Origin of the sequence: Kribbella sp. NPDC058245, assembly GCF_042882005.1 — a bacterium.
In the GTDB taxonomy this organism is placed as follows: domain Bacteria; phylum Actinomycetota; class Actinomycetes; order Propionibacteriales; family Kribbellaceae; genus Kribbella.
Genome location: NZ_JBHVWY010000003.1, coordinates 241,694 through 265,622, shown reverse-complemented (window position 1 = coordinate 265,622; position 23,929 = coordinate 241,694). Strand labels below are relative to the sequence as shown.

The window sequence follows — 23,929 nt, the reverse complement described above, 5'->3', positions numbered from 1 at the left end:
GTGAGGCTCATGCAGGTCCTGGAGCGTTATCAGTCACAGGTCATCGGAATCTTCCGGATCGTGGTCGGATTCTTGTTCGCGTGTCACGGTGCCGCGTCGCTGTTCGGCATCCTCGGTACCAAGCAGGTCGAGGCGTTCGTCTGGCCGTCGTGGTGGGCGTCGGCGATCCAGCTGGTCGGCGGTGCGCTGGTCGCGATCGGGCTCGGCACCCGGTACGCCGCGTTGCTCTCGTCCGGGTCGATGGCGTTCGCCTACTTCACCGTGCACCAGGTGGATGCTTTGCTGCCCGTGCAGAATGGTGGCGAGAAAGCGGCGCTGTTCTGCTTCGCCTTCCTGCTGATCGCGTTTCTCGGTAACGGCGCCTGGGCGCTGGAGCGGAGGGCGCCGGCTCAGCAGCGGCAGACCGCGGCCGTAGCCACCGAGTGATGTGAACCGTGCCCGACAGAGCAGGAGCCCCGATGGCCGACGACCGGGCCGCGATGCTGCGCGAGCTGCACGATGTGCATGCTCCCGCGCTGTGGCGGTTCGTGGTGCGGCTGACCGGCGACGACCGACTGGCCGAGGACGTCGTCCAGGAAACCCTGCTCCGGGCATGGCGGCGACCGCAGATCCTGACCGAGGACGAAGCGGGGGCCCGGGCCTGGCTGTTCACGGTGGCGCGCAATCTCGTCATCGACGACCGGCGCAGTGCCCGGGTCAACCGTGAGGTGGCCAGCGGTGACCTGCCGGAGAATCCCAGTACCGACCACGCGAACGCCGTACTGGATGCCTGGCTGGTGGCCGAGTCGCTGGCCTTGTTGTCGGAAGAGCATCGGCAGGTGATCGTCCGGGCCTACTACGGGCGCCGGACGGTCACCGACATCGCCGAGGAGTTGGACATCCCGTCGGGCACCGTGAAGTCGCGGCTGCACTACGGGCTGCGGGCCCTCAAGCTCGCGTTGCAGGAGAAGGGGGTGACGAGTCAGTGAGTGACAAGTACCGGGAGTGGGACGCGGCGTATCTGGTGGGTGCGCTGCCGGCCACAGACCGGCGGGAGTACGAGGAGCATCTGGCGACCTGCGCCGAGTGTTCGGCGGCGGTGGCGTCGCTGACCGCCGTACCGGCTGCGCTGGCCGCGTTGCCGAGCGATCAGGCGCTGGTGACGGTCGCCACGACCACACCGAACCTGTTGCCCGGTCTGGCGCGCAAAGTGCAGGAGGACCGGCGTCGTCGGCGGTTCAGGGTCGGCGGGATGGTTGCCGCGGTGGCGGCCGTGTCGATCGGGATCGGCGCGGTGATCGCCGTGCCGCTGGTTCAGGACAAGCCGCAGGGCGACTACGTCGTGCTCGCGCAGACCGTGGCGAGCAAGCTGTCCGCGGACGCCCGGCTGGTGCCGGAGCGCTGGGGGACGACGATCGAGATCAGCTGCCGGTACGACGAGCTCGCGACCCCGAGTGAGCGGGCCCGAGGCTACGAGTTATACCTCACGGATGCCTCCGGCAAGGCGCAACTGCTGGCCACCTGGACGGCCGCCCCCGGTACGACGGTGAAGCCGGCCGCGACGACGAAGTTGCAGCGTGCGGAGATCCGCGCGCTCGACATTCGCAGCTCGGAGACCGGCCGGATCCTGCTCGCCGTGCATTTTTGAGCATTTTTGCCGGATTCGGTCGCGCTCGCGTGCATGACGCCGTACTGCCGGGGCACCTGAGGGTCACGAGCCGCCGGTCGCGCGCGAGGCCGACGATTCAGGCCCCGGTGTTCAGGGATGAGTGCACCGGGGCCGACCCCTGTTCGGACCGGTCCAGTACGGAATTCCGAAAAGACCCGGAAGAATTTTTCCTGATTCCTGTAACACTCTCGCCGTCACCAGCGATACACCGTGTGTAACGCCACTGAGGATCCCGTCCCAGGTCAACCGCCCGAAGGGCCTGGGACGGGGTTCTCGTCCGCCGCCTAGGCGCCCCGGCCCGGCGTTACAGCAGAAGGCCCCCGGTTGACTCGCATCCCGGGGGCCTTCTCACGTCCTGCGACTCATTTCCTGCGGCTTGCTACGAAGCCTGCTCGATCGGTCCCTCCGGCTCGGCCAGGGCGATCCGGTCCGCCGGCAGGCGTTCCGTCCGCTCCATGCCCTCGCCGTCCTCGTACTGCACCAGACCGGTCCATCCCGTCTCCTCGTGCTCGCGGCCGATCAGCCAGCCGCGGCGCCACTGGCCGTCGGCCAGCACGACCACATGGCCGGGCAGCGGGAGTCGGGACACCAGATCGGCGCCGTGCTCGAACTCGTTCATGGCCGTAGGATAAGCGCTTTTCGCCGCGATAGCAGGTCCGAGGCGTGTCTTCGCGCTTGGATACTGGACCCACCCCACCGCCCCGAACAAGGCTTCTCAGACAAGTTTCAAACGATCGACCTCTTCATCGCTGAGCACAACATCCAGCGCAGCAAGGACTTCCGGCAGGTCATCAGCCGGTACGACGCGTGTGGTCGACCGCCCATCGGCGTACTCGGTCGTGAGCTCTTCACCGACCAATCGCCGTACGACGCCGTCCGCGACGCGCATCACCACCGGGCGACCGGTGAACGGCGACTTGGGATGCGTCGAAACGTAGTGGTGGTAGACCTCGTAGTCGATCGGTCGGACCGGCTCGTCGTTCGACGCGTGCTGCGGAATCCAGCCGTCGGGCGTGCGTTTCGCTAGCGTCCACACGTCATTCTCGAGGGTCAGCTGGTGATCCCAGCCGGCTTGGTCGACGATCGCGCCGTCTTTGAGTGGCGTCGGGTACAGCTGGCCGGCGCCGAATCCCACATCGGCCAGGAATTCCTGGCCGTCGACTCCGACCTTGAGGAGTGCATGCGTGCGCGGTCCGGCCTTGTGGGGTTGGACTCTGGCCACTCGTCGGTCCACCGTGAAGCCGAGTTGTTCAAGGGCTGCGCCGAACAGCAGTGCGTGCTCATAGCAGTAGCCGCCGCGCTGCCGTCGTACCAGCTTGTTCTGGATCGCCTCGAGGGCGATGCCGGGATGCGTGCCGAGGACGACATCGATGTTCTCGAACGGGATCGCCAGCACGTGTGCACGATGCAGGCTCGACAAACTGTCGGCGGATGGAGCGACGTGCGGGTGCCCGATTCGCTCGAGGTAGGCGGCAAGGTCGAGAGCCTCGATGTTCCACATGCCGCCTACCTCAGCACCTCAAGTCGCCTTTAAGTCAAGCGGGAGACCTGGTAGTGCGCGATCAGGCCGTGGTTCAGCAGGATGCTGAGGTTGACCGTGAGCGTCGGGCGGTCCGTGAAGGCGAAGTCGACCGTCAGGTAGCCGAGGGTGAGGCCGTCTGCTAGTTGACGGGTTTCCAATACGGCGTACTTCGCGGTCAGCCCGAGGGGTTGCGAGTCGTAGTACTCGGCGATCGCGTCGCGGCCGACGCCGTACGGGTGGAGGCCCTGGAAGATCGCGTCCTCGGTGAAGAGGGCAGCGACCGCCTTGGGGTCGTGGGCGGCGATCCCGGCCGCCCACTGGTCGAGGATTGCGGTGAGCTCGCTCATGAGGTCAGTGTCCTGCCTGCTGGCCGCCGTCGACGTGCAGGATCTCGCCCGTGACGAACTTCGCGCTCTCCAGGTAGGTGACCGCGTCGACGATCTCCTCGATCTCGCCGAGCCGGCCGACCGGGTGCAGCGCCGCGAGGAAGTCGTGGGTCTCCGCCGGGTGCATCGGCGTCCGGATCACGCCGGGGGAGACGGCGTTGAAGCGGACGTTGCGCGCGGCGTACTCGATGGCGAGCGAGCGGGTGACGGAGTTCAGGCCGCCCTTGGTGAGCGCGGCGAGCGCGGCCGGTACCTCGCTGAGGGCGTGCTCGGCAAAGGTGGTGGTGATGTTGACTACGTGCCCGCCATCCTCGTGGTCGAGCATCGCGGTGACCGCCCGGCGGGTGGTGTCGAAGAAGCCGCGCAGGTTGATACCGCTGACCTGGTCGAACTCCGCGTCGGTGTATTCGGTGAACGGCTTGGCGATGAAGACGCCCGCGTTGTTGACCAGGGTGTCGATCCGGCCGAAGGCCTCGAGGCCCTTCTCGATCACCGCGGTCCCGACGCCGAGCTCGCCGATGTCACCGGGGACCGCGAGTACGAGCGGGTCGTCGGAGGGGGCGATCGTCCGCGAGTTCGCGACGACGGCGTACCCGAGCTTGCGGTACGCCGCGACCAGGCCGGCTCCGATGCCCTGCGACGCCCCGGTGATCACGGCGACTTTCTGGGTGTTCATAGCTCCTGCTTTCCTGAGTTGGTGTAATTCGATAGTTGTCGAACCATTCGGGGTTTTCCACGACCGGTCTTCTCCCAGCTCGGAGGCTGCGCCTACTACTCTTCGAAGGGTGGAACTTCGGCAGTTGCGGTACTTCGTGGCGGTGGCCGAGGAGCTGAACTTCGGGCGGGCCGCGGCGCGGCTGCACATCGCCGGGCCGTCGCTCTCGCAGCAGATCAAGTCGCTGGAGCGGGATCTCGGTGTGCGGCTCTTCGAGCGCGATCGCCGGACGGTGGCACTGACCGCCTTCGGCGAGACGCTGCTGCCCCGGACGCGGGCGCTGCTCGAACAGGCCGACGACCTACGCCGTACGGCGCGGGGCTTTGCGGTGAGTGAGCCGGTCCGGCTGGGGTACGTGAGCTGGCGGCCGGCGGATCTCGAGGAGCGGGTGTCCGGGGTGGCGCGGCTGCGGGTCGACGCATGGGTGATGCCGTCGCACACGCAGGCGGCGCGGGTCTCGGAGGGGAGCATCGACCTGGCGATCTGCTGGGTCCGGGCGACCGACCTCGCCGAGCAGCAACTAACCGGTCGGTTGGTTGGCGCCGACCGCCTGTACGCCGTCTCGACCGGCGACGACTCGCCGGTGGCGGCTCGGGACACCGTGGTGCTCGTGGACGCCGACACGGCGACCTGGGCCGCATGGAACATCTACGCGATCGAGTTCGCCCGCGCGACGGGTGCCTCGGTCGAGCGGATCGACGACCACGGGATCACCGGCTCGGCGTTCTTCGATCATGTACGGCGATTGGGCCGACCAGTGCTGAGTTCACCCAAGCGCGACGCGACTCCGTGGCCGAGCGGGTTCACCCGCCGACCGGTCGTCGATCCGGCGCCGGTGTGGACGTGGGCCCTGGTCTCCCGGTGGGACGAGTCGAACCCCGCCGTACTGGCAGCGGTCGACGCGTTGACCCGCGACATCACCGTCGATTTCGGACCAGCGCCGTACTGGCTGCCGAGTGACGACCCATCCCGGCTCGAGTGAGAGATTCGGGCTGGGTTTCACAGGTTGTTCTGGTCTAGCCGCGCAACCCATCCTCCTCCCATCGACTAGGTGGAGGACATCGTGCGGTGGATGCGTGGGGTACTGGCCGGTGGGCTGATCATCGGGCTCGGAGTGGCGGTGGTGCCGCCCGAGGCGAGCGCGGCGACTGCGCCGGGATCGTGGGTCGAGTCGGCCTACACGTCGGTCTTCAAGGACAGCGGGCCGTCGGCCGAGGCGACAGACGAGCTGCGGCTCGACACGGCGCGCAACGACTACGAGGCCGGTCAGGTGGTCCTGCGCTCACCGGCCGCCTTCACGATCAGCCGGGTCGATTTCACCGACCTGACCGGAGCGTCGGACTCGATCGCGGCGGCCAACCTGTCGTACAACTTCGTCGGGTACCAGTCGTTCAGCAGCAACTCGCTCTTCAACGGTGCCTCGGGACCCCAGCCGGTCGTCCAGACGATCCGCAACGCGCCGGCTGACTTCCCGGACCGCTTGCTGAACGACACGTCGCTCTCCGTCGCGGCCAACACCACTCGGGCCGTCTGGGTCCGGGTCTATGTGCCGGCCACGGCCGCAGGTGGTGCCTACCGCGGTCAGATCACCGTGCGGACCAGCGCCGGCGACATCGTCGTACCGCTGCTGGTCAAGGCACGGGCGGTGACGATCCCGGAAGGCAAGGACGGTGGATTCACCACCGCGATGTGGCAGAGTACGCTCCCGGCCGCGCAGGTCGCGCCGGGTGCGAAGGACATGGTCGAGCAGCTCTACGGACACAAGCGGTACTCGGCCGCCTGGTGGCAACTGGTCGACAACCAGGCTGCGCTCACCAAGCGCTATCGCGGCAACAGCGTGCATGTGCCGGTGATCGCGTTGCTCACGGACGCGGGCAGCACGTTCGATCCGGCGACCGGTCAGTACACCTTCAAGTGGGATCGCTTCGACGAGTGGATCGCGCACTTCCAGGCCAATGGGTCGGTCCGGCGGTTGGAGGGGTTCAACCCGATCGGTGGTACGCCGAGGTTCCGGGTCACGCCGTTGCCGTCCACGCCCGGCGGGCAACTGACGTCGTACGACTGGGACTCGCCGACGGGCGCGAACTGGATCAACCAGTACGTCGTGGCGCTGCGCGATCACGTCCGCGCGAAGGGCTGGTCGCAGATGTGGTTCCAGCACATCTCCGACGAGCAGCAGGACGTCGCGGAGTTCACGGAGGTGGCGAAGCGGTACCGGGAACTGTGGCCCGACATCAGCATCGGAGACGCCGTGGTGAACGCCGGTGCGGCCGGGATCGCCAAGGTCGAGGACATCGTCATCCCGAACACGCTCACCTACACCGACGATCCGGAAACCTATGACGCGGAACGGGCCAAGGGCAAGGATCTGTGGCTCTACCAGGCCGTCATCCCGGTCGGCAGTCATCTGAACAGGTTCCTCGATCAGGCCCAGTGGAATCAGCGAATGACGATGTGGCTGGCCTACAGCCGCGGTGCGAACGGTTATCTGCACTGGGCCTACAACGGCTGGCTGGCCGCGATCGACGGCCAGTCCGCGAAAGGCGACCACTGGATTACGCAACCGGACGTGGCCCGGAACACGATCGAGGTGACGACCCGGTACGAATCGATGCGCGACGGCATCGAGGACTGGGAGGTGCTGAACATCCTGGGGAAGACGAAACCCGGTCTGGCCACCGAGCTGGCCCGGAGTCTGGTCACCGCGAGCAACCGGTACACCTTCGACATCTCTTATATGCAACGGATCCGGGCGATGGCGCTGGACGCCGCGGCCGGGCTGCCGCTGGTTCCCCAGGACCTGGCCGCCGCGAAGCCGGCCACCGCGTCCAGCCAGAGCGCGGACGCGGCCAAGGCCGTGGACGGTGACAGTACGACGACCTGGTCGCCTGCGACCGCGACCAGCGAGCAGTGGTTGCAGGTCGACCTCGGTCGGCAGGCCCGGCTGAACGGGATCAGCCTCACGTGGTCCACGGCGCCCGCGTCGTACAAGATCCAGCTTTCGTACAACGGGTCGCACTGGTCGGAGGCGCACGCGGTGACGTCGAACGATCCGACGTACTTCGCGGGGATCGACGGCAAGGCCCGGTTCGTGCGGATCGTCGTACCGGCGGGCAGTGCCCCGGTCGGACTCGCCTCGGTGCAGGTCTCAGGGCAGCTGCTCCAGCAGAACCTTGCCGGAGGCAAGACTTACGACGCGACGAAGGGGACGGCAGTCAAGCACGACGACGCCGGCGAGGAGGCGACCGACGGAGTGTTGTCGCGGAACTGGGGTGATCAGCATGGCTTCGGATACGCCGTTCCTGACGACGGCAGGGCCTATTCGTACGACGTCACCGTCGACCTCGGTGTCGTGCAGACCGTGGCCCGGGCGGCAACGCATGTGTACGAAGACTTTCCGGGGTATCAGCCGGACGCGATCAAGGTGTCGACCAGCGGTGACGGGGTCAACTTCACGCAGCAGGCGCAGACCGGTGCCGTCAACGGGATGTGGAAGACCTGGTACCAGGCCGACTTCGCACCGACCCGGGCGCGCTATGTGCGCTTCACCTTCGTGAAGACCCGGTCGGGAGATCGGTCGTACGTCTTCTTCGACGACGTCGAGGTGTACGGCGTGGGTTCGGTGCAGCCGAATGACGAGGTGCCCGGGTCGGCGGCGTACCGGTTCGGCAACGACGAGGTGGTGTTCGCCCCGACCGCGAACGCGACGTTGATGCGGTGGAACTGGTCGGCCGCGGCCGGGACCAAGGCCGCCGACTGGGCCGGCGGTCCGATCGCCGGGCGGCCGTCGGGATACGTGTGGAACGACCAGCAGCATGCGGTGGCCCGAAGCGCGGACGGACAGTTGTTGCACTGGTGGCTGGTCAATGGGCAGTCGCAGCCGTCGTTCGCGAACTGGGCCGGCGATGCCGCGTCGGATCCGGTCGCGGCGGTCTGGGGAGGGCAGCAGCACATCTTCGCGCGCGCCGGCGATGGCGCCCTGTCGCACTGGTGGTGGGATCCGGCTGATCAGAAGCTTCGGCTGGACAAATGGGCGGGGGCACCCGGACCGATCGTCGGCCGGCCCGCGGTCTACGCCTGGCGGGACCAACTGCATGTGGTTGCCCGGGGAGCCGACAACCACCTGTACCACTGGCGGTGGGCCGCGGACGAACCCGAGCCGCACTTCGCGGACTGGGGTGGTGAGGCGTACTCCGATCCGACGGCCTTCAGCTGGCAAGGACAGCAGCACGTCTTCGCGCAGGCGGCCGACGGCCAGTTGCAGCACTGGTGGTGGGACACCGTCGGCGGGTTGCAGAAGGACAAGTGGACGGGCGCGCCGGGGAAGTTTGTCGGAGCACCGGCCGGGTACGCCTTCGGCGACGAGCAGCAGGTCGTTGCCCGAGGCCCCAACAACACCCTGTACAAGTGGTTCTGGAAGCAGAGCACGAACAAGCTGACGTTCGACGATCGCGGTGGGCAGGCCTACTCCGATCCGATCGCCTTCCAGATCAACGGTCAGCAACAGATCTTCGCGCGGTCGGCGACGAACACGTTGTACCACTGGTGGTGGACGCCGACCGAAGGCTGGCAGCAGAACGACTGGGGAGGCAGCGTCAGCTACCAGCCCTGAGCCGTCGCGGTGGCCGGGGTGAGCCTGTAGCCGGTGTTCTCGGAGAACTCGGCCGACAGCGCGAACCGGTCACCGCGCACGACGGTGTGGCGCCACTCGACCGGGCGGTTCTGGGCGGTGCCTTGGCGGATGATCGAGAAGACGGCGGCCTCGGCCGGGCAGTGCAGCAGCGCACGCTCGGCCGGGGTCGGCATCACAGCGCGGATGTCCTCGCGGCCGTGATCCAGACGCAGGCCCGTGCGCTCGGAGAGCTCGTTGTAGAGGCTGGTGTGGGTGAAGTCGGCGTCCAGGAGTGGCTCGGCCAGCTCAGCCGGCAGCCAGACGCGGTCCAGCGCCAGCGGCTCGTCACCGGCGTACCGGAGGCGCTCCAGGTAGAGCAGGGGGATGGACGCCTCGAGCTCCAGGCGGGCAGCGATGACGCCGTCGGCGCGGATGTCCAGGACGCGGACCACGCTGTGCTGGTCCAGGCCGGAGGCCTCCACCGACGAAAACAGGCTGTAGAGGGCGCCCATCGGCTGCCGGATCTCGGGGACGATCGCGACTCGCGGCTGGCGGCCGCGCTCGGCCACGATCAGGCCGTCGGTCCTGAGTTGACCGAGCGCTTGGCGCACGGTGTGGCGGCTCACGGCATACGCCTCGACGAGCGCCAGTTCACCGGGGAAGGCCGCGTCGAACTCGCCCGCCCGCAGACGCCGTACCAGGTCGGTCTGCAGTTGTTTCCACAACGGCTGCCCGCCTTCGCGGTCGAGCACAGTCATCTTGGTCGGACCTCCGATTTGCCAAATGTCCGGTCATCTCTTAGCTTAAATGTACGCACATTTCTGCGGAGAGGAGCCGGGCTCATGGTTCAGGTCGAGGTTAGGCCAATGCGCACTCCTGCTCTGCACTCTCCGAGGAGTGGGCGGCTGCCCGGGCTGCTCGTCGTCCTGGTGCTCGCCGGCGCGGCCGTCCCGCTCGGGCGGTTGGTGCCGGTGGTTGGCGGGCCGGTGTTCGGGATCGTGTTCGGCGTGCTGGCGGGGCTTGCCTTTCCACAGGTGCGCTCCGAGGTGTTTCGGCCCGGGATCGACTTCGCGTCCAAGAATCTCCTGCAGCTGTCGATCGTCGTGCTGGGGACCGGGCTGTCACTCCAGCAGGTCGCGCACGTGGGGCTGTCTTCCTTGCCGGTGATGTTGGGGACGCTGGCGCTCGCGCTGGGTGGCGCGTGGTTGTTCGGGCGACTGCTGGGCGTGCGGGATGACACGCAGGTGCTGATCGGCGTCGGTACGGCGATCTGCGGCGGCTCGGCGATCGCGGCCGCGACGGCGGCGATCGGGGCTCGGCGGTCGTCGGTGGCCTACGCTCTCGCGACGATTTTTACCTTCAACATCGTTGCTGTGCTGACGTTCCCGCCGCTCGGCCATCTGCTCGGGATGAGCCCTGAGGCCTTCGGGCTCTGGGCCGGGACTGCGATCAACGACACCTCGTCCGTCGTCGCGGCCGGGTATGCGTACAGCCAGAGTGCCGGTGATCAGGCGATCGTCGTGAAGCTCACGCGCTCACTCACACTGATCCCGATCGTGCTCACGCTTGTCGCCCTCAAGGTTCGCCGCGAGAACCGCGCGGCCCGGGCGCTCGACGTACAGGGTGCTGCTGGGCAGGGGGCTTCGTATCACGGGGCGACCGCGTCGACGCGTCGGCCGCTGCCGTGGAAAAAGCTCGTCCCGCTGTTCCTGATCGGTTTCATCGCCGCCGCGGGGCTGCGCTCGGCGGGCGCCGTACCGGATGCCTGGTTGCCGACGCTGAGTCTGATCGGGACCTGCCTGATCACGGCCGCACTGACCGCGATCGGCCTGTCGCTCCGGCCGCGCGAGCTGCGCGACGCAGGACCCCGGCCGCTCCTGCTCGGAGCGATCCTCTGGGTCCTGGTCGCGGTCGGCAGTCTCGTCCTTCAGTCCTTCTTCTCGTAGGCGGCCGGGCGGGTCTGCGCCGCCTGGATCCGCGGTACGTCGAGCTTGCTGCTGCGGTCGAAGTTGTAGATCCCGTTCTCCTCCTGGAAGACGTCGGTGAGCTGCGTGTAGCAGTAGCCGAACATCAGCGGGTCGTCGAGCAACGCGTCGACCAGCCCGGTGAAGCGGACATAGAAGTCCTCCTCGTCCGCGACCCGCTGGCCGTAGCCCCATGAGTCCTCGCTGTTCCCGGACTTACCTGCCGCGGCCTTCTCCGCGTTCCACCAGATCCCGCCGAACTCGCTGCAGAAGTACGGCTGACCGGCGTACGGCTGAGAGATCGGCCGCCCCTCGGGACCGCCGAGGTTCCCGTACGGCGTTCCGTCCTTCAGGCCGGCCATCTCCTGGGCGAACTCGGCCGGATCCTGCGTGTAGTTGTGCGAATCCCAGACGTCGGTCTCGGGCACGCGGTGCGAGTAGCCGGACGAGTCCAGAACCGGTCGCGTGGAGTCAGCGGCCTTGGTGGCAAGGAACATCGCGCGCGTGACGTCGTCCAGCTGGGTGATCCGGTCGTGCAGCAACTGGTGCGTCTCGTTCAGCGGGCACCAGCCGATGATGCTCGGGTGGCTGTAGTCGCGTTCGACCGCCTCCAGCCACTGACCGACGTACGAGGCCGTCGGCTGCTGGTTATCGTCACCGGTGTGCCCGACCCCTGAACCCCAGTCGCCGAACTCGCCCCAGACCAGGTAGCCGAGCCGGTCCGCGTGGTACAGGAACCGCTCCTCGAACACCTTCTGGTGCAGGCGCGCGCCGTTGAACCCAGCCGCGATGCTGAGCTCGATGTCCTTGATGAGCGCGTCCTCGGTCGGCGCCGTCATCAGGCCGTCCGGCCAGTAGCCCTGGTCAAGAACGAGTCGCTGGAACACGTGCTTGCCGTTGATCAGGATCGCCTGGCCGTTGACCGATACCGACCGCAGGCCCGCGTAACTGTCGGCCGTGTCGACAACGTTGCCGTCGGCATCGATCAGTTCGAGGGCGACGTCGTACAGGTGGGGGTCGGTGGTGTCCCAGAGCCGCACGCGATCGGTGGGGATCTGCAGGGTGAGTCGCGGCGCGAAGTCGAGATCGGCGCGTACCTCGGCCGTCGCCACGTCGCCGTCCGCGTCGCTGAGGATGGCGCGGATCTTGTAGCCGGGCTTGTTGGCAGATACCGGTACGGCGAGGTGGAACGCGGAGCCTGCTACATCCGGAGTGATCCGGGGCCGCTTGAGGTGGACCGTGGGTACGGCCTCGAGCCACACGGTCTGCCAGATGCCGGTCGTCCGGGTGTAGAGGCAGGCGTGGTTGTTGTAGAGCTGGCTCTGCTTGCCGCGAGCCTGCGGACCCTTGTGAGTGTCCCGCGCCCGGACGACGATCGTCGCCTCTTCACCCGGCTTCGCGACCTTGCTCAGGTTGGCGCTGAACGGCGTGAACCCACCGCGGTGCCGGACTACCTCAGTGCCGTTGACCCACACCGTCGCGTCGTGGTCGACCGCCTGGAAGTGCAGCACCGCTTCCTTGCCCGCCCACTCCTGCGGGATCGTGACCGTCGTGCGGTACCAGACCGCCTCCATGAAGTCGACGTCCTCGATCCCCGACAGCTCGGACTCGGGAGCGAATGGCACCACGATTCGCCGTTCCAGCTCCCGTTCCCGCAGCCCCCGCTCCAGCCCACTGTCCGAGCGGTCGATCTCGAACTGCCACTCGCCGTTGAGATTCACCCACTCCGCTCTCACGAACTGCGGACGCGGATACTCGGCACGAGGCTGTGTCATCAGTACTCCCGATACGTGGCTGGGACGGATCGGTTTGACACTACAACGTTGGAATTCGCCCAGCAACAGCTGATTTCACCAGTTGGCTCGTCGTGCCCCGCCGGAACCAGGTGACCACCGCGGCCAGCACTAGGTAGGTCAGCGGGATCGCCGGCGAGACGCCGAGCGCGACGACATTGGTGAGCGTCGCCCCGACCATCAACGCTCGCCCGCCAATGGGTCCACCCACCAGATGCGTCGGGATGGGACGCCTCATAGCCCGGGCCGGGGGGATCGGCGTACGGACAGGACGTATATGTGTGCGACGGGGGTTCTGGGGGTCGGCGTAGGCGTGGCGGGTGCTCTACGTAGGTGACTATGTCCTGTCCGTCGGCAGATAGTCACCCCTCCCGTCGGTACCGCCGCTATGGCTCCCCAAACCGGTTTGGGGAGAGTTTGCCCGGCCCGGAACGAGATCTGGGGAGGATTTGCCCCCCGAATGGGTCCCATATCCTCCCCACACTGGCTGGACGCCGACCCGAATCCTCCCCTGGAACCGGTGTGGGGAGGCGGCCTCGGGCCGGGCCGGTGACTGGGGAGTTCTCATTGTCGTTTCCGGGGTGAAGCGCTCCCTACGACACACCCCCAGCCAGCCAGGCACCCTGACCGCCACCCCTCGACTACCGACCGGCCCCAGCCCTCAGCCCGGCGTCGGCGCCGGTTATGTCCGAAGACACGCCGTACCAGGCCTGCGGTCCTTCGGACGTCAGCTCGGCGGCGGGCCGGTTGACACCAACCCTCACCCGCCAACTAACCACCTCATGGGTGGACCCAGCAGGTGGTGGGTTATGGACCCGCATGCGCCTAAGGAACCCACAACCGCATGGGTCCACCCACCAGATGCGCCCCGGTTCGGCGCCCTCATGGCGCGCCTGCGGGAATCGGCGTACGGACAGGACGTATGCGTGTGCGATGGGGGTTGTGGAGGTTGGGGTCGGCGTGGCTGGCGGTCTACGTAGGTGACTATGTCCTGTCCGTCGGCAGGTGCTTGTGACGCGAGTCGGCGTGAGGGGAGGTCGACTTACTTGGTGAAGAGGGCGGCGTTGAGGAAGGTCGGTGCGAAGGCGTTGGGGCGGTCTTCGCGGACTGGGCGGAGGTCGATGGGAGTTAGTGGGGTGAAGATGTTGCGGAGGTCTTCTAGGGAGAAGGCCATGCCGCCCGCGGTATCGCCCGAGATGAGGACTTCCTGGTCGGTGGGGGTGTCCACTTGGCCGGTGGCGAAGGTGATGATGGCGAAGCGGCCGCCGGGGGCTAGGGCGGGGAGGATGCGGTCCAGGTAGGTGATGCGGCGGTGCGGGGCTATGTGGTGGAAGCAGCCGGAGTCGTAGATGAGGTCGTAATTGGTGCCGGGGAGTGGGTCTCGGAGGATGTCCAGGGCGGTGAGGGAGACCGTGGCTGGGAAGTCTGGGCGGACGCGGTCCAGGAGGTCGGCGGCGAGGTCTACGCCGTGGACGGTCGCGCCTTGGGCAGCCAGGTAGCGGGTGTTGCGACCGCCGCCGCAGCCGATGTCGAGCACGCGGGCGCCTTGGAGGGGGCCGAGGAGATTGCGCTCGTGCCAGTCCACCAAGGGCTCGTCTGGCAGGTCCGTGGCTAGGGGATGACCCTTGCGGGTCAGGAGGTCGGTCCAGAAATCGGCGGCGTCGCGGCCGGACCGATCGCCGCGGTCACTGGCTGCGACCACTCGATCGAGTGCTTGGAGGAGTTGCTCGGTCGTGTGCATACGCAGGAAGGAGGACACTGCCCAATTTTACCTTGCTGGTAAGGCGAAACCCATCGTCGGAACGGGATTTTTGGACCGGTCGAGAGGCTTTGTCGGTGGGAGCGCATAGGGTTGCGGCGTGAGCGATGCTGTGGGGGAGATCGAGCGGGTGCTGAACGGTTCGCCGAGTGTGCTGGCGTTTCGGGCGCTCTGTTCAGCCTTGGGGCGAGCGGGTGGTCCGGAGGGGCTTGTCGAGGCTTGTGCGCACGGGCTTGCCGACTGGCCGGACGAGACTCGCGAGGCGCCGTGGTCGTGGGTTGCAGGGCTTGAGGACGGGTACGTCGCACCTGGTCTGCAGCTTGCGCGTTCGCTGGTGAGCCAGACGCCGCATCTTGGTCTGACGGATCCGGCGATACCCGATCCGGGCCGGGTGCCGGGCGTCACGAGCATTGATCTTGGTTCGTTCGCCACCGAGCAGTTGACGGCGCTCGTCGCGAGCCTGCCGCGCTGGGAACAGCTGCGGGCGCTCAAGGCGTGGTATCTCACCGAGAGCGACACCGCAATGGTCGCCGCACTGGCGGCTTCCCCTGCGCTCAATCGGCTGGAATCGCTTGACCTCATTGACATTCGCGAGGACCTGTTTCACTTCACGCCCCCGCCGTTCCGTCCACCGGCAGGTCGCCCGCTCCGTCTCCGCCATGTGGGGCTGCGTGCTCCCGACCTGACCTACCTCTTGCGTGCCGGCATCGTCCAGCGACTGCGCTCGGCAACGGTTCTCGTCTGCAGCCTCGACGAGGCACGCGAGCTGGCGGCCTGCCCCGAGCTCGCGCAGCTCGAGCGGCTGACGATCGGCTTCCGCTGCGGCCGAAACGGTCAGCACATCCTTGGAGAGCAGACCGTCGGCAACGTCGTACCCGAGGACGACGCAGCCTGTACGGCGTTCTTCGCGGACGCGCAGTTGACCAGGCTCAGCGCGTTCGGTCTGCAGGGATTCCCGTTGGGCCGCGGTCGGCACGGTCTCGGTCCTGAGGGTTTGGCCGCGGTTGTCGCGAGCGGGATCGTTCCGCAGCTGACCGACCTCTCCGTCAAGGTCCTCCCGCTCGGTGATGCCGCGCTGATCGACGTACTCGATGCTCTCGATCACGACCGCGTCGAGAGCATCACCTTGCAGAACGTTGTTCTCACGGACCGGGCAGCCGAGGGCTTCACCGGCACGTACTCGGCGCTGCGCAACCTCGATCTGCGACACAACTACCTGACCGAATCCGGCGCGCAGCACCTGGCGCACGACGTCGATCTGCCGGCGCTGGAACGGCTCGACCTCTCCGGCGATCCGGGTGGATCGCCGTACTACGGCCGCTCCGAGATCCAGCCGATCGGCGACGCCGGCGCCGTGGCGTGGGCCTCGTCGCACAACGCGATCAACCTCACCGAGCTCCACCTCGCCGCGACCGGGCTCACTACCGAGAGCATCCCCGAGCTCCTCAGCATCGGTCAGCTCGAGATCCTCGATCTCTCCTACAACCAGCTCACTGGCTGGCCCGTCGTCGACCGTCTCCCCGGACGCAGCCTCAACCTCGCCGCCTGCGCCCTCACCGACGACGACCTCATCACCCTCACCGGCGCAACCGCCGAGCTCGAAAGCCTCAACCTGGCCTACAACACCATCGGCACGGCCAAAGCGCTCGCCGCCTGGTCCGCCGTAGCGGGCCTCCGTGAGCTCGACCTTCACGACAGCCAGCTCGACGACCACAGCCTCACCGAGCTGGGCACCGTCGCCACCAGCCTCCTCGAGCTCGACCTCCAACAGGATGTCTGGAAGCTCAACCAGCGCCGGTACGACGAACCGCTCCCGCCCGCGATCGCGGATCCGGCGTACTTCCCCAACCTGGACTCGGTCTTCCTAGGCCTCGTCGACGAGTACCACGGTGCCCGCCACTCGACCGGATACCCGACAGACCAGGCCGCAGCTCGCCCCGCCCTCCGCACCTTCCTCACCCACGCGGAGGTCGACGAAGAGCTCACCACTCCCGACACCCCCGAAGCCCGCACCTACCGCAGCACCCACGACTTCCGCCCCGGACTCGCCACCAACCGAGCCGAACGCGAAGCCGAATCCCGGGCCTTCGCCCGTCAACTCCGCGGCTAGAGCCCCAGTAGGCGGGCGCCGTTGTTCCAGCAAACGGCGCGGAGCCAGTCGTCGCCTAGGTCTAGGTCGGTGAGGGCTTGGAGTTGGGTGGCGTAGGGGTAGGGGATGTTGGGGAAGTCCGAGCCCAGGACGATGCGGTCGGCTAGGTCGGCCAGCCGTGGGACCAAGGAGCGGGGGAAGGGCATCAGCGACTCGGTGAACGGCGTCAACGCCATCGTGGTGTCTAGGTGGACGTTGGGGTAGGACGTGAGGTCGAGGTGCTCGGCGTATTCGGGCATGCCGAGGTGGGCGACGACGACTGCTAGTTGGGGGTGGCGGCGGAGGACTTCGCTGATCGGTCCGGGGCCGGTGTGGCGGCCGGGGATGGGGCCGGAGCCGCAGTGGGCGACGACCGGGGTACCGGCTGAGGCTAGTTGGCCCCAGACGTCGTCGAGGACTGGGTCGCGGGGGTCGTAGTCGCCGACCTGGAGGTGGACCTTGAAGATGCGGGTGCCTTGGTCGAGGGCTTCACGGACGTACGTCGAGGCGCTCGGCTCGGGGTAGAAGGTGCCGCTGGGAATGCAGCCGGGAGTCGTGGCGGCGAAGTCGCGGGCCCAGGTGTTCAGCCAGGCGGCCATGTCGGGTTTGTGAGGGTAGACCAAAGCCGGAAAGGCCCGAACGCCCAGCAGGGCAAGGGTTTTCAGCCGCTCAGCCATCGGCGTCCGGTAGGTGATGGGCCACGGCGTGCCGTAGTGCTCGTCAGCGGCGTCGAAGTATTTCCAGACCGCGTTCATCACCTGGTCGGGCAGGAAGTGGACGTGAATGTCGATCAGTCCGTCCAGCCCCAGCCCCTGCCACCACGCCGGTACGTCCTCGTCTCGCATGCGGACCAGCCTAGAACGAGGTCAGCGCCATCATGGTCGTCGTACCGATCGGCTTGCTGTTATGACTCGGACTGGTCGGCGAGCCAGAGGTTGATCAGGCCCTGGAAGTGCGCCTGGAACTTCTCCTGCTCGTCGACCGGGTACGTCGCCACGACCGTCTCGCGCAGGATGTCCGAGAACTCGGTACCGCTGAACCAGTCGCGGACGCGGGCGTCGAAGTCGGGCAGGTTCTCGGCGCACCACTCGTGATACTTCACGGTGTCGAAGTGGGCGTCCGCCAGGGCGAGGTAGGCCTCGATCTTGGCGTCGTAGTCGAGCGACTCGTCGTCGGCGATCGCGAAGTACTTGTCGGTCTGCAGGTCGACCGAGCTGCGCCGGCCAGTAGCGAGGCTGAACACCGACCACTTCACCAGCGCGCTGATCGCCCAGGGGAAGTAGTAGTGCAGCGACGTCACCGCGACGTCCGGGCAGGCGTTGGCGTAGTCGATCGGGTGCACCGAATCGCCGCGGACGAGCATCTCGCAGGAGTTGAACTCCCAGCCGAAGAACGCGTTCACGATCCGGCTGATCGCGACCGCCTGGTGGCCGGCTGACGGGCTGAGGAAGTTGTGCGAGACGGCGTACCGGTTGTGCATCGGCTCGTCGGGGCGGAAGTCCATCACCATCGTCTCGGCGCCGATCGACAGCGCGCGGGCGAACTTGTCGTAGTCGATGGTCGCCTGCAGGTGCATCAGCATCTCGCCGGACTGGTCGTAGGCGCGGTGCAGGTCGACCTTGTTGTTGATCCGGGAGACCCCGCGCCAGCCGCCGCCGTCGAACGGCTTCATGTACAGCGGGTAGCCGAGGTCCTCGGCGATCGCGTCCAGATCGAAGGTCTTGTTGTACTTCGCCGACGTGTAGGCCCAGCGGACGTTGTCGACCGGGTTCTTGTACGGCACCAGCACGGTCTTCGGGATCTTCAGTCCGAGCCGGAGCATCGCGCAGTACGCCGAGTGCTTCTCCATCGACTGGAACGTGAACGGCGAGTTGAGCAGGTAGGTGCCGTTCATCAGCGCGGCCTTCTTCAGCCACTCGCGCGGGTGGTAGTACCAGTACGCGAGCCGGTCGATGACGAGCTCGACCTTGACCGGGTCGTTCAGGTCGAACGGCTCGATGGTCAGTCGCTCGGTCTCGAACTCATGGCTGCCAGAGGCGGTCTTGACCGGGCCGACCCGGCGCAGCAGCGCCTCGAAGGCCTGCGGCCAGTCCTCCTCGGCACCCAGCAGCAGACCGATCAAATGGCGAGAGTTGTCAGCCACGGGTTCTCCTCACGAGTCAGACGAACAGGTCAGACGAATCGGGGCAGGTGGTGGGCGATCTGTTTGCGCCACCACGGCCAGTCGTGCGCTACGTCGTACCCCCACTGGTCGAGCTCATGCGGGATGCCTTTGGCGGTCAGTACGCCGTCGATCGCGCGGGCCGACGGCAACGAACCGGTCGGGTGCGTCTCCCAGTCGCCCTGACCGACGGTGAGCACCAGGAAGAGCCGGCGGCGCAGCCAGTCCAGGTGGTCGCCTTCGAGGTTCGGTAGGTAGTCGGCCGGGTTGTTGAAGTACGTCGCCTCGCCGCGCTCCCCCCAGGCGTGCCAGCTGGCGGCGTCGTAGTTGCCGGACTGGCAGATCGCGACCGGGAAGAGGTCGGCTCGTTTGAACGCGAAGTTCAGCGCGTGGAAGGCGCCGAGACTGCAACCGGTGGTGATGATGTCGGCGGTGCCAGGTGAGTCCGCACCGATCGCGGGGACCACCTGGTCCAGGATCCAGGACTCGTAGCCGCCGTGCCGCCGGGCGCGCTCCTCGAGCGGGATGCTGCGATCGGACCAACTGAGGTCGTCGAACGAGTCGACGCAGTACAGCTTGACCCGGCCGGCCTCGATCAGATCGGCGACCGCGTCGACCATGCCGTTGTTCTCGTAGTCCCAGGCGCGACCCTGCTCACTCGGGAACACCAGCACCGGCCGGCCGTAGTGCCCGTAGCGGATCAGGGTCCCGCGCCGGTCAAGTCCCGGAGCATCCAACTCGACCTGCTCACGCTCCACACGCCTCACCCCCGCAGTAGTGTCCCGCGAGCCACCATGCCATGTCTTTACCTCGCATGCCTCGTCTTAGCGCGTCCCGGCAACAAACGAGGGCTAGGACCAGATGCGGTTCAGCAGTCCCGTCAGGTCCGGATCGAGGACGTCACGCCAGGCGGTGAAGTTGTGCATGTCCGGTGTCTCGTCGAACTCGACAGGGAGTCCCAGCTCGGCCAGGTGCGCGGCCATCACCCGGTTGTTGTGCACGTTCTCCTCGGTGGCACCCGCCGTCATCGAGACAGCCGGTGCGCTCGGTGCAGCGGTAGCCGCCAGCACCTCACGGACGAAGCTGGTCACCTCGGCGTAGAACTCGAACCGGGACTCCTGCGGGTCCGTATCTGGCGTGAAGAAGGACCCCGACTGCAGGAACAGCCCCTCAAACGTGCCGGGGTGGTGCCACTCGGCGTACAGGGCAGCCAGTGCTCCTAGGCTCGCACCCATGAGCACCGGCTGACGGCTCTTGTACTGCGTCGCCAGCGCCGGGAGCACCAGTTGCGTCAGAGCCTCGGCGTACTGCGGATTGGCGGCGTACCAGAGGTTGCGGGTGGTCGGCCGGATCAGGGCGAGCCGGAACGGCGGGAGCTCCGCCGACGCGACCATGGCGCCGGCGTAGTGCGTCAGACCGGCGTACATGGCGAACTCGGGCCCGTCGTGCGACAGCAGCAACGGCAGCTCGAACGCAGGCGTGATCCCATCCGGAGCCCACACCTGTACGTCGATGGGCCCGACCGGCGACTCCACCGTCACTGGGGTCAGCGTGGACGCCACCGGCTCAACGCTGACCCAGGCCGGCTCGACATACCCCGGCAGCGGCAGCCACGAGTGCTCACCGAACGCGCCCCCGACCACCCGCGGGTTGGTCGGGTCGGTCCGCATCCCCTCGTCGGCGATGTCGAACAGGTACTCCATTCGGTGCACCGACGGTCGAGCCAGCCGCAGCTCCCAGCCGTAGTCGACCGGCTTGAACTCCAGCAGCTCTGCCGCGAGTCCCAGCTCCTGCCACAGCCGCACGCCCGTGAGCGCATGCGCCGGATCGCTGAGGCGGAACACCACCTCAGCTCCTTCGACAGCGCTCACAACATCAGGCATCCGCACACGGTACTGGCAGAAACACTGACATCACCTGTCAGTCATAGCGGCTTATCGTGGGGAGGTGGTCGATCTCACGGACATTCGGGCAGCGACAGCCGACCTGCCGCGCAGCTACGAGGTGCTGGTCCGGGACCGGATCAAGTTCCGCGTCGGCCGGATCGTGTACCTGGCGGTGGCGCCGGACGAGCAGACGATCGGGATCGGGTTCCCGCGCGAGGAACGGGCGGCCGCGCTGGCGGCGGAGCCGGACAAGTTCCTCCCGCCGAGCAAGTCCGACGAGCGGTACCAGTGGATCGTCGTACGGCTGGAAGCCCTCGAGTACGACGAACTCCGCGAGCTCGTCATCGACGCGTGGGCGCTGTGTGTACCGAAAAGGGTGCGTGAGGAGTTCTTGGCAAACCTGTGACGGAGTGCAGCGGAATGGGTAGGTTGTCCCCTCGACCGTGAGGATCTGGGGGAGTGCATGGCCGAGAGGGTGCCGCTGGGGTTCAGCCAGCTGGCCGAGTGCCTGGCTGAGGTGTACCGGAGGCGCAGCCTCAATCGGTTCGACCACAGCCTGCGGCACGAGCGCGATGAAGCACTCCCGATCTTCGCGTGTGTCCAGGAGCCGCTCGACCTGGAGAAGCCCGCACGGCACGGACAGCCGGCCAGCCCGGTCGTACTGCGGATGCTGTCCGACCGGCTGCGCCCTGAGGGAGCGCAGTCGCCCGAGCTGCAGGTACCGCACTTCGTCGTCGGTCTTGAGGACAAATCGCCGACGGACGGCCCGGACGCCGAGCTCAAGCCGGTGTCGACCGAGGAGGTCGACGAGCTGGTCAGCCTGCTCGACCGTGCGACCGCAGGTCTGAAGGACAACCGGTCCGGCGGTTACGACTTCCCGCGGTACGACCTGGTCCGCTGGCTGATGGGCGAGTCCTTCACCGAAGCCAAGCAGGTACGGCGGGCTCTGTACCGGCGAGCGGTTGGCGGTGTCGGCGACGGCGACGGCGTGTGGGCCCGCATCCAGCTCCAGCTGCCGGGCTGGCTGCAGGTGCTGACGCTGTGGTTGCTGCCGACGTTCTTCTGGCTGCGGAACAGTGGACGGGTGCCGGTGCTGTCCGGGGGGTATCGCTGGCTGCGCACCCAGCCCTATCTGGCCCGCGGCGACGACAACCTGTTCGAGCTGGCTCGGCGGATCACCCGGGACAAGCGGCCGGAGCAGGACCCCGAGCGATTCGCCGGACTGCTGGTGAACGCGTTCCTGGAGGATCTGCGGGCCGGGTTCCGCCGGGTCGAGTGGATCCACAAGCACCGGGCGACGCACCCGATCCTGCTGGTCGGTCCCATCAGCCGGACCAACGGCGGTTACCTGCTGGTCCGGATGGTGGCCGAGGTTCGCAACGACACCATGCGCTTCGACCCGCTGCTGCTGGTGACGATCGGCCGGAAGGTCCCGCCGCTGGCGTTGGAGCCCGGCGAGGCCAAGGTCGACGAGAGTGTGGCCGCCTGGCGGGCCCGGCACCTGCAGGAGAGTCTGCAGCGCTGGATCGGTGCCTGGCTGCTGACCTTCCCGATCGGTGCGAGTCAGGTCGCGGCTGCCCGCAAACTCAGTCTGAAGAACCGGCCGGCGGCCGTGACGACCGAGGCCGAGCGTGAGGTCCGCTTCCAGCGAGTGATCGGTCCGTGGTGGCGGCGGCGTACCGGTGGGTGGTTGATCATCGGGACGGTGCTCGCCGTACTGGCAGCGGCGTACGGCGGCTTCGGCGTACTGGATGATCGGCGGCATTGTGGTGGCGACGGGTTCCGATGGCTGTTCTTCGAGGCAGTGGACAGCTCGGTGGCCAAGGTGGACGGCGACTGTGTCGGGCTGACCGACGGGACGAACTCGTTGCTGTACCCGAGCGACTCGTTCGGTCCGGTGGGGGCCAAGATTCTCGAGCAGAACCGGAAGGCTGCCGAGCTGAGCAAGCTGGAGCCGGAGCGGCCGGTGATCACGCTGGCCTCCCTGACCTCGGCGAGCGACGGGTCGTCGAGTCCGGGCGGCTTCACCGCAGAGCGTGAGCAGTTGGCCGGTCTGGCTGTCGCGCAGGCTGTCCAGCTCGGGAAGCCGGCGCAGCGCTATGAGCCGATCCTGCGGGTGCTGATCGCCAACGCCGGGCCGCGGTACCGCCACGCCGATCGCGTGGCGGCTCAGCTCGGCGCCTTGGCCCAGAAGGATCCGTCGGTCGTGGCAGTGGTTGGCATGGTCGAGAGCCGCCAATCGACGCAGGACATGATCCGCAAGCTCGCCGCCGTCGGGCTTCCGACCGTCGCGGCAACCCTGACCGCCGACCAGATGGTCGACGTCAGCCGGATGTACCTGCAGATCAGCCCGCAGAACCGGCGGGAGGCGGCCGTCGTCGCGGCCCACGTCCGGAACCAGCTCGCAACCGGCAAGGATCCCTTCGGCCATGCGCTGAAACCCAAGCTCACCGTGTACAAGTCCGACGACCCGGCCGACACCTACAGCCAGAACCTGGCCAAGGACGTGGTGCAGGCGTTCGCGGCCGTGGGAGTCCCCGGCACCTCGTCCTCCTACAGCTCCCAGGGTGGGGCTGTCGATCCGGCCGCTGCCGGTCGGGAGGCCTGCGATCACCAAGGCGAGGTCGTGTTCTTCGCCGGTCGTGGTCAGGTCGACTTCCAGGCGTTCCTCGGCGGGATCCAGGATCGCTGCCGGAACAGGCCGCCGTACATCATCGGTGGCGACGACACGACCAAGTACGTCGCCGATCGCGGGGTCAGCGGCCTGAACCAGTCGATCCCGTTCCAGTACCTGGCGCTCGCACTGGCTCCCGACCTGCTGCAGAACGCGTCGCCACAGTCGGCCGACTTCTACGTGCGGCTGCAGGAGCTGTTCCCGTACGAGAAGACCGATCGCGGCCGCAGCCTGGACGGGCACGCGGCGCTCAGCTACGACGCGGCGTACGCGATCGTGCTGGCGACCAGCTACCTGCGGCGGGACAGCATCGCGGTGAACGGCGGGACGGTCTGGTCGGCGCTGCAGTCGATCACCGACGCGGACGGCGCCAAGCGCGGGTACCAAGGGGTGAGTGGACCGATCGACTTCGGCGGCAGCATCGCGCGCCGGGTGCCGGTGAACAAACCGGTCGCGATCGTCACCTTCCAGCGCGGCGGACCAGTGCCGAAGGCAACGATCGTCTGCGGCCAGCGGTCCGAATCGCCGAGCTGGTGCCCGGTCGACTAGTCCTTCAGGATGACCGAAAGACCATCCTGGCGGCCGATGGGTGGGAGCGATTCGCCAAGCATCCTTGAAGGTATGACCGGGGACTTTCTACCTGAACGCCGCAGGGCGTCAGCGCTCAGCCAGATTCTGACC

Annotated in this window: 21 protein-coding genes; 9 read left to right on the top strand and 12 right to left on the bottom strand. The window is 67.4% G+C overall.

Features of this window, described 5'->3' with window-relative positions; translation table 11 throughout:
* The first annotated feature begins 9 nt into the window (after nucleotides 1–9).
* Genes ACFVWG_RS07800 through ACFVWG_RS07790 form a run of 3 tightly spaced genes read left to right on the top strand, consistent with a single transcriptional unit; the run spans nucleotide 10 to nucleotide 1,627 of the window.
* Nucleotides 10–426, top strand: a complete 417-nt coding sequence (locus tag ACFVWG_RS07800; protein WP_391542386.1) for a DoxX family protein — start codon at nucleotides 10–12, stop codon at nucleotides 424–426.
* A 32-nt stretch (nucleotides 427–458) separates the two neighbouring features.
* Complete coding sequence (locus ACFVWG_RS07795) at nucleotides 459–968, top strand: sigma-70 family RNA polymerase sigma factor (protein ID WP_391542385.1); 510 nt, start codon at nucleotides 459–461, stop codon at nucleotides 966–968.
* Nucleotides 965–1,627: an anti-sigma factor family protein gene (locus ACFVWG_RS07790; protein ID WP_391542384.1), complete on the top strand. Its 663-nt coding sequence runs from the start codon at nucleotides 965–967 to the stop codon at nucleotides 1,625–1,627. Before ACFVWG_RS07795 ends, ACFVWG_RS07790 begins: the two co-directional genes overlap by 4 nt.
* 400 nt (nucleotides 1,628–2,027) lie before the next feature.
* On the opposite strand, the gene ACFVWG_RS07785 is transcribed toward ACFVWG_RS07790, so the two are convergent.
* The 4 genes from ACFVWG_RS07785 to ACFVWG_RS07770 all read right to left on the bottom strand — a co-directional run bounded on the left by ACFVWG_RS07785 (nucleotide 2,028) and on the right by ACFVWG_RS07770 (nucleotide 4,232).
* On the bottom strand, nucleotides 2,028–2,267 hold the full coding sequence (locus ACFVWG_RS07785; RefSeq protein WP_391542383.1) for a hypothetical protein: 240 nt from the start codon (nucleotides 2,265–2,267) through the stop codon (nucleotides 2,028–2,030).
* Nucleotides 2,268–2,363: 96 nt separating this feature from the next.
* The gene (locus ACFVWG_RS07780; protein ID WP_391542382.1) at nucleotides 2,364–3,149 is read right to left on the bottom strand and encodes an arylamine N-acetyltransferase; all 786 of its coding nucleotides are present in this window, start codon (nucleotides 3,147–3,149) and stop codon (nucleotides 2,364–2,366) included.
* 29 nt (nucleotides 3,150–3,178) lie between these two features.
* Entirely contained in the window at nucleotides 3,179–3,517 is a 339-nt protein-coding gene (locus ACFVWG_RS07775; RefSeq protein WP_391542381.1) for a YybH family protein, read from the bottom strand.
* A 4-nt stretch (nucleotides 3,518–3,521) separates the two neighbouring features.
* Entirely contained in the window at nucleotides 3,522–4,232 is a 711-nt protein-coding gene (locus ACFVWG_RS07770; RefSeq protein WP_391542380.1) for an SDR family NAD(P)-dependent oxidoreductase, read from the bottom strand.
* A gap of 109 nt (nucleotides 4,233–4,341) precedes the next feature.
* Between ACFVWG_RS07770 and ACFVWG_RS07765 the strand changes: the two genes are divergently transcribed.
* Together ACFVWG_RS07765 and ACFVWG_RS07760 are read left to right on the top strand one after the other, a co-directional pair.
* Entirely contained in the window at nucleotides 4,342–5,253 is a 912-nt protein-coding gene (locus ACFVWG_RS07765; RefSeq protein WP_391542379.1) for a LysR family transcriptional regulator, read from the top strand.
* 69 nt (nucleotides 5,254–5,322) lie between these two features.
* Nucleotides 5,323–8,883 (top strand): glycoside hydrolase domain-containing protein, encoded by a 3,561-nt coding sequence (locus ACFVWG_RS07760; RefSeq protein WP_391542378.1) that lies wholly within the window; start codon nucleotides 5,323–5,325, stop codon nucleotides 8,881–8,883.
* Here the strand turns inward: ACFVWG_RS07760 and ACFVWG_RS07755 are convergent.
* Nucleotides 8,871–9,641, bottom strand: coding sequence for a GntR family transcriptional regulator (locus ACFVWG_RS07755; protein ID WP_391542377.1), 771 nt, complete (start codon nucleotides 9,639–9,641; stop codon nucleotides 8,871–8,873). The genes ACFVWG_RS07760 and ACFVWG_RS07755 overlap by 13 nt on opposite strands.
* A 108-nt stretch (nucleotides 9,642–9,749) precedes the next feature.
* Between ACFVWG_RS07755 and ACFVWG_RS07750 the strand changes: the two genes are divergently transcribed.
* Nucleotides 9,750–10,829: a YeiH family protein gene (locus ACFVWG_RS07750; protein WP_391542376.1), complete on the top strand. Its 1,080-nt coding sequence runs from the start codon at nucleotides 9,750–9,752 to the stop codon at nucleotides 10,827–10,829.
* Here ACFVWG_RS07750 and ACFVWG_RS07745 read toward each other — a convergent pair.
* From ACFVWG_RS07745 to ACFVWG_RS07735, 3 genes are all read right to left on the bottom strand, one after another.
* On the bottom strand, nucleotides 10,811–12,622 hold the full coding sequence (locus ACFVWG_RS07745; RefSeq protein WP_391542375.1) for a glycoside hydrolase family 2 protein: 1,812 nt from the start codon (nucleotides 12,620–12,622) through the stop codon (nucleotides 10,811–10,813). The two genes, ACFVWG_RS07750 and ACFVWG_RS07745, sit on opposite strands and share 19 nt — an antisense overlap.
* 40 nt (nucleotides 12,623–12,662) lie before the next feature.
* Entirely contained in the window at nucleotides 12,663–12,821 is a 159-nt protein-coding gene (locus ACFVWG_RS07740; protein ID WP_391542374.1) for a hypothetical protein, read from the bottom strand.
* An 861-nt stretch (nucleotides 12,822–13,682) separates the two neighbouring features.
* Entirely contained in the window at nucleotides 13,683–14,399 is a 717-nt protein-coding gene (locus ACFVWG_RS07735; RefSeq protein WP_391542373.1) for a class I SAM-dependent methyltransferase, read from the bottom strand.
* Between the two features lie 100 nt (nucleotides 14,400–14,499).
* On the opposite strand from ACFVWG_RS07735, the gene ACFVWG_RS07730 reads away from it, so the two are divergent.
* A complete protein-coding gene (locus tag ACFVWG_RS07730; RefSeq protein ID WP_391542372.1) occupies nucleotides 14,500–16,509 on the top strand; it encodes a leucine-rich repeat domain-containing protein in 2,010 nt (669 codons plus the stop codon).
* On the opposite strand, the gene ACFVWG_RS07725 is transcribed toward ACFVWG_RS07730, so the two are convergent.
* The 4 genes from ACFVWG_RS07725 to ACFVWG_RS07710 form a co-directional block, all read right to left on the bottom strand.
* Nucleotides 16,506–17,372, bottom strand: a complete 867-nt coding sequence (locus ACFVWG_RS07725) for an amidohydrolase family protein (RefSeq protein WP_391542371.1) — start codon at nucleotides 17,370–17,372, stop codon at nucleotides 16,506–16,508. The two genes, ACFVWG_RS07730 and ACFVWG_RS07725, sit on opposite strands and share 4 nt — an antisense overlap.
* Nucleotides 17,373–17,431: 59 nt before the next feature.
* A complete protein-coding gene (locus ACFVWG_RS07720) occupies nucleotides 17,432–18,670 on the bottom strand; it encodes a RimK family alpha-L-glutamate ligase (RefSeq protein ID WP_391542370.1) in 1,239 nt (412 codons plus the stop codon).
* A 29-nt stretch (nucleotides 18,671–18,699) separates the two neighbouring features.
* Entirely contained in the window at nucleotides 18,700–19,446 is a 747-nt protein-coding gene (locus tag ACFVWG_RS07715; RefSeq protein ID WP_391542369.1) for an esterase family protein, read from the bottom strand.
* Nucleotides 19,447–19,539: 93 nt separating this feature from the next.
* Nucleotides 19,540–20,571 (bottom strand): alpha/beta hydrolase, encoded by a 1,032-nt coding sequence (locus tag ACFVWG_RS07710; RefSeq protein WP_391542368.1) that lies wholly within the window; start codon nucleotides 20,569–20,571, stop codon nucleotides 19,540–19,542.
* Between the two features lie 64 nt (nucleotides 20,572–20,635).
* Between ACFVWG_RS07710 and ACFVWG_RS07705 the strand changes: the two genes are divergently transcribed.
* Both ACFVWG_RS07705 and ACFVWG_RS07700 read left to right on the top strand, forming a co-directional pair.
* Nucleotides 20,636–20,980 (top strand): MmcQ/YjbR family DNA-binding protein, encoded by a 345-nt coding sequence (locus tag ACFVWG_RS07705; protein WP_391542367.1) that lies wholly within the window; start codon nucleotides 20,636–20,638, stop codon nucleotides 20,978–20,980.
* 57 nt (nucleotides 20,981–21,037) lie between these two features.
* Nucleotides 21,038–23,797, top strand: a complete 2,760-nt coding sequence (locus ACFVWG_RS07700; RefSeq protein WP_391542366.1) for a hypothetical protein — start codon at nucleotides 21,038–21,040, stop codon at nucleotides 23,795–23,797.
* Nucleotides 23,798–23,929 lie beyond the last annotated feature (132 nt).

Coding starts and splice junctions, on each gene's coding strand:
- ACFVWG_RS07800 (WP_391542386.1), top strand. CDS start 10: ATGCAGGTCCTGGAGCGTTATCAGTCACAGGTCATCGGAATCTTCCGG.
- ACFVWG_RS07770 (WP_391542380.1), bottom strand. CDS start 4,232: ATGAACACCCAGAAAGTCGCCGTGATCACCGGGGCGTCGCAGGGCATC.
- ACFVWG_RS07710 (WP_391542368.1), bottom strand. CDS start 20,571: ATGCCTGATGTTGTGAGCGCTGTCGAAGGAGCTGAGGTGGTGTTCCGC.
- ACFVWG_RS07740 (WP_391542374.1), bottom strand. CDS start 12,821: ATGGTCGGGGCGACGCTCACCAATGTCGTCGCGCTCGGCGTCTCGCCG.
- ACFVWG_RS07725 (WP_391542371.1), bottom strand. CDS start 17,372: ATGCGAGACGAGGACGTACCGGCGTGGTGGCAGGGGCTGGGGCTGGAC.
- ACFVWG_RS07785 (WP_391542383.1), bottom strand. CDS start 2,267: ATGAACGAGTTCGAGCACGGCGCCGATCTGGTGTCCCGACTCCCGCTG.
- ACFVWG_RS07755 (WP_391542377.1), bottom strand. CDS start 9,641: ATGACTGTGCTCGACCGCGAAGGCGGGCAGCCGTTGTGGAAACAACTG.
- ACFVWG_RS07775 (WP_391542381.1), bottom strand. CDS start 3,517: ATGAGCGAGCTCACCGCAATCCTCGACCAGTGGGCGGCCGGGATCGCC.
- ACFVWG_RS07795 (WP_391542385.1), top strand. CDS start 459: ATGGCCGACGACCGGGCCGCGATGCTGCGCGAGCTGCACGATGTGCAT.
- ACFVWG_RS07700 (WP_391542366.1), top strand. CDS start 21,038: ATGGCCGAGAGGGTGCCGCTGGGGTTCAGCCAGCTGGCCGAGTGCCTG.
- ACFVWG_RS07750 (WP_391542376.1), top strand. CDS start 9,750: ATGCGCACTCCTGCTCTGCACTCTCCGAGGAGTGGGCGGCTGCCCGGG.
- ACFVWG_RS07745 (WP_391542375.1), bottom strand. CDS start 12,622: ATGACACAGCCTCGTGCCGAGTATCCGCGTCCGCAGTTCGTGAGAGCG.
- ACFVWG_RS07780 (WP_391542382.1), bottom strand. CDS start 3,149: ATGTGGAACATCGAGGCTCTCGACCTTGCCGCCTACCTCGAGCGAATC.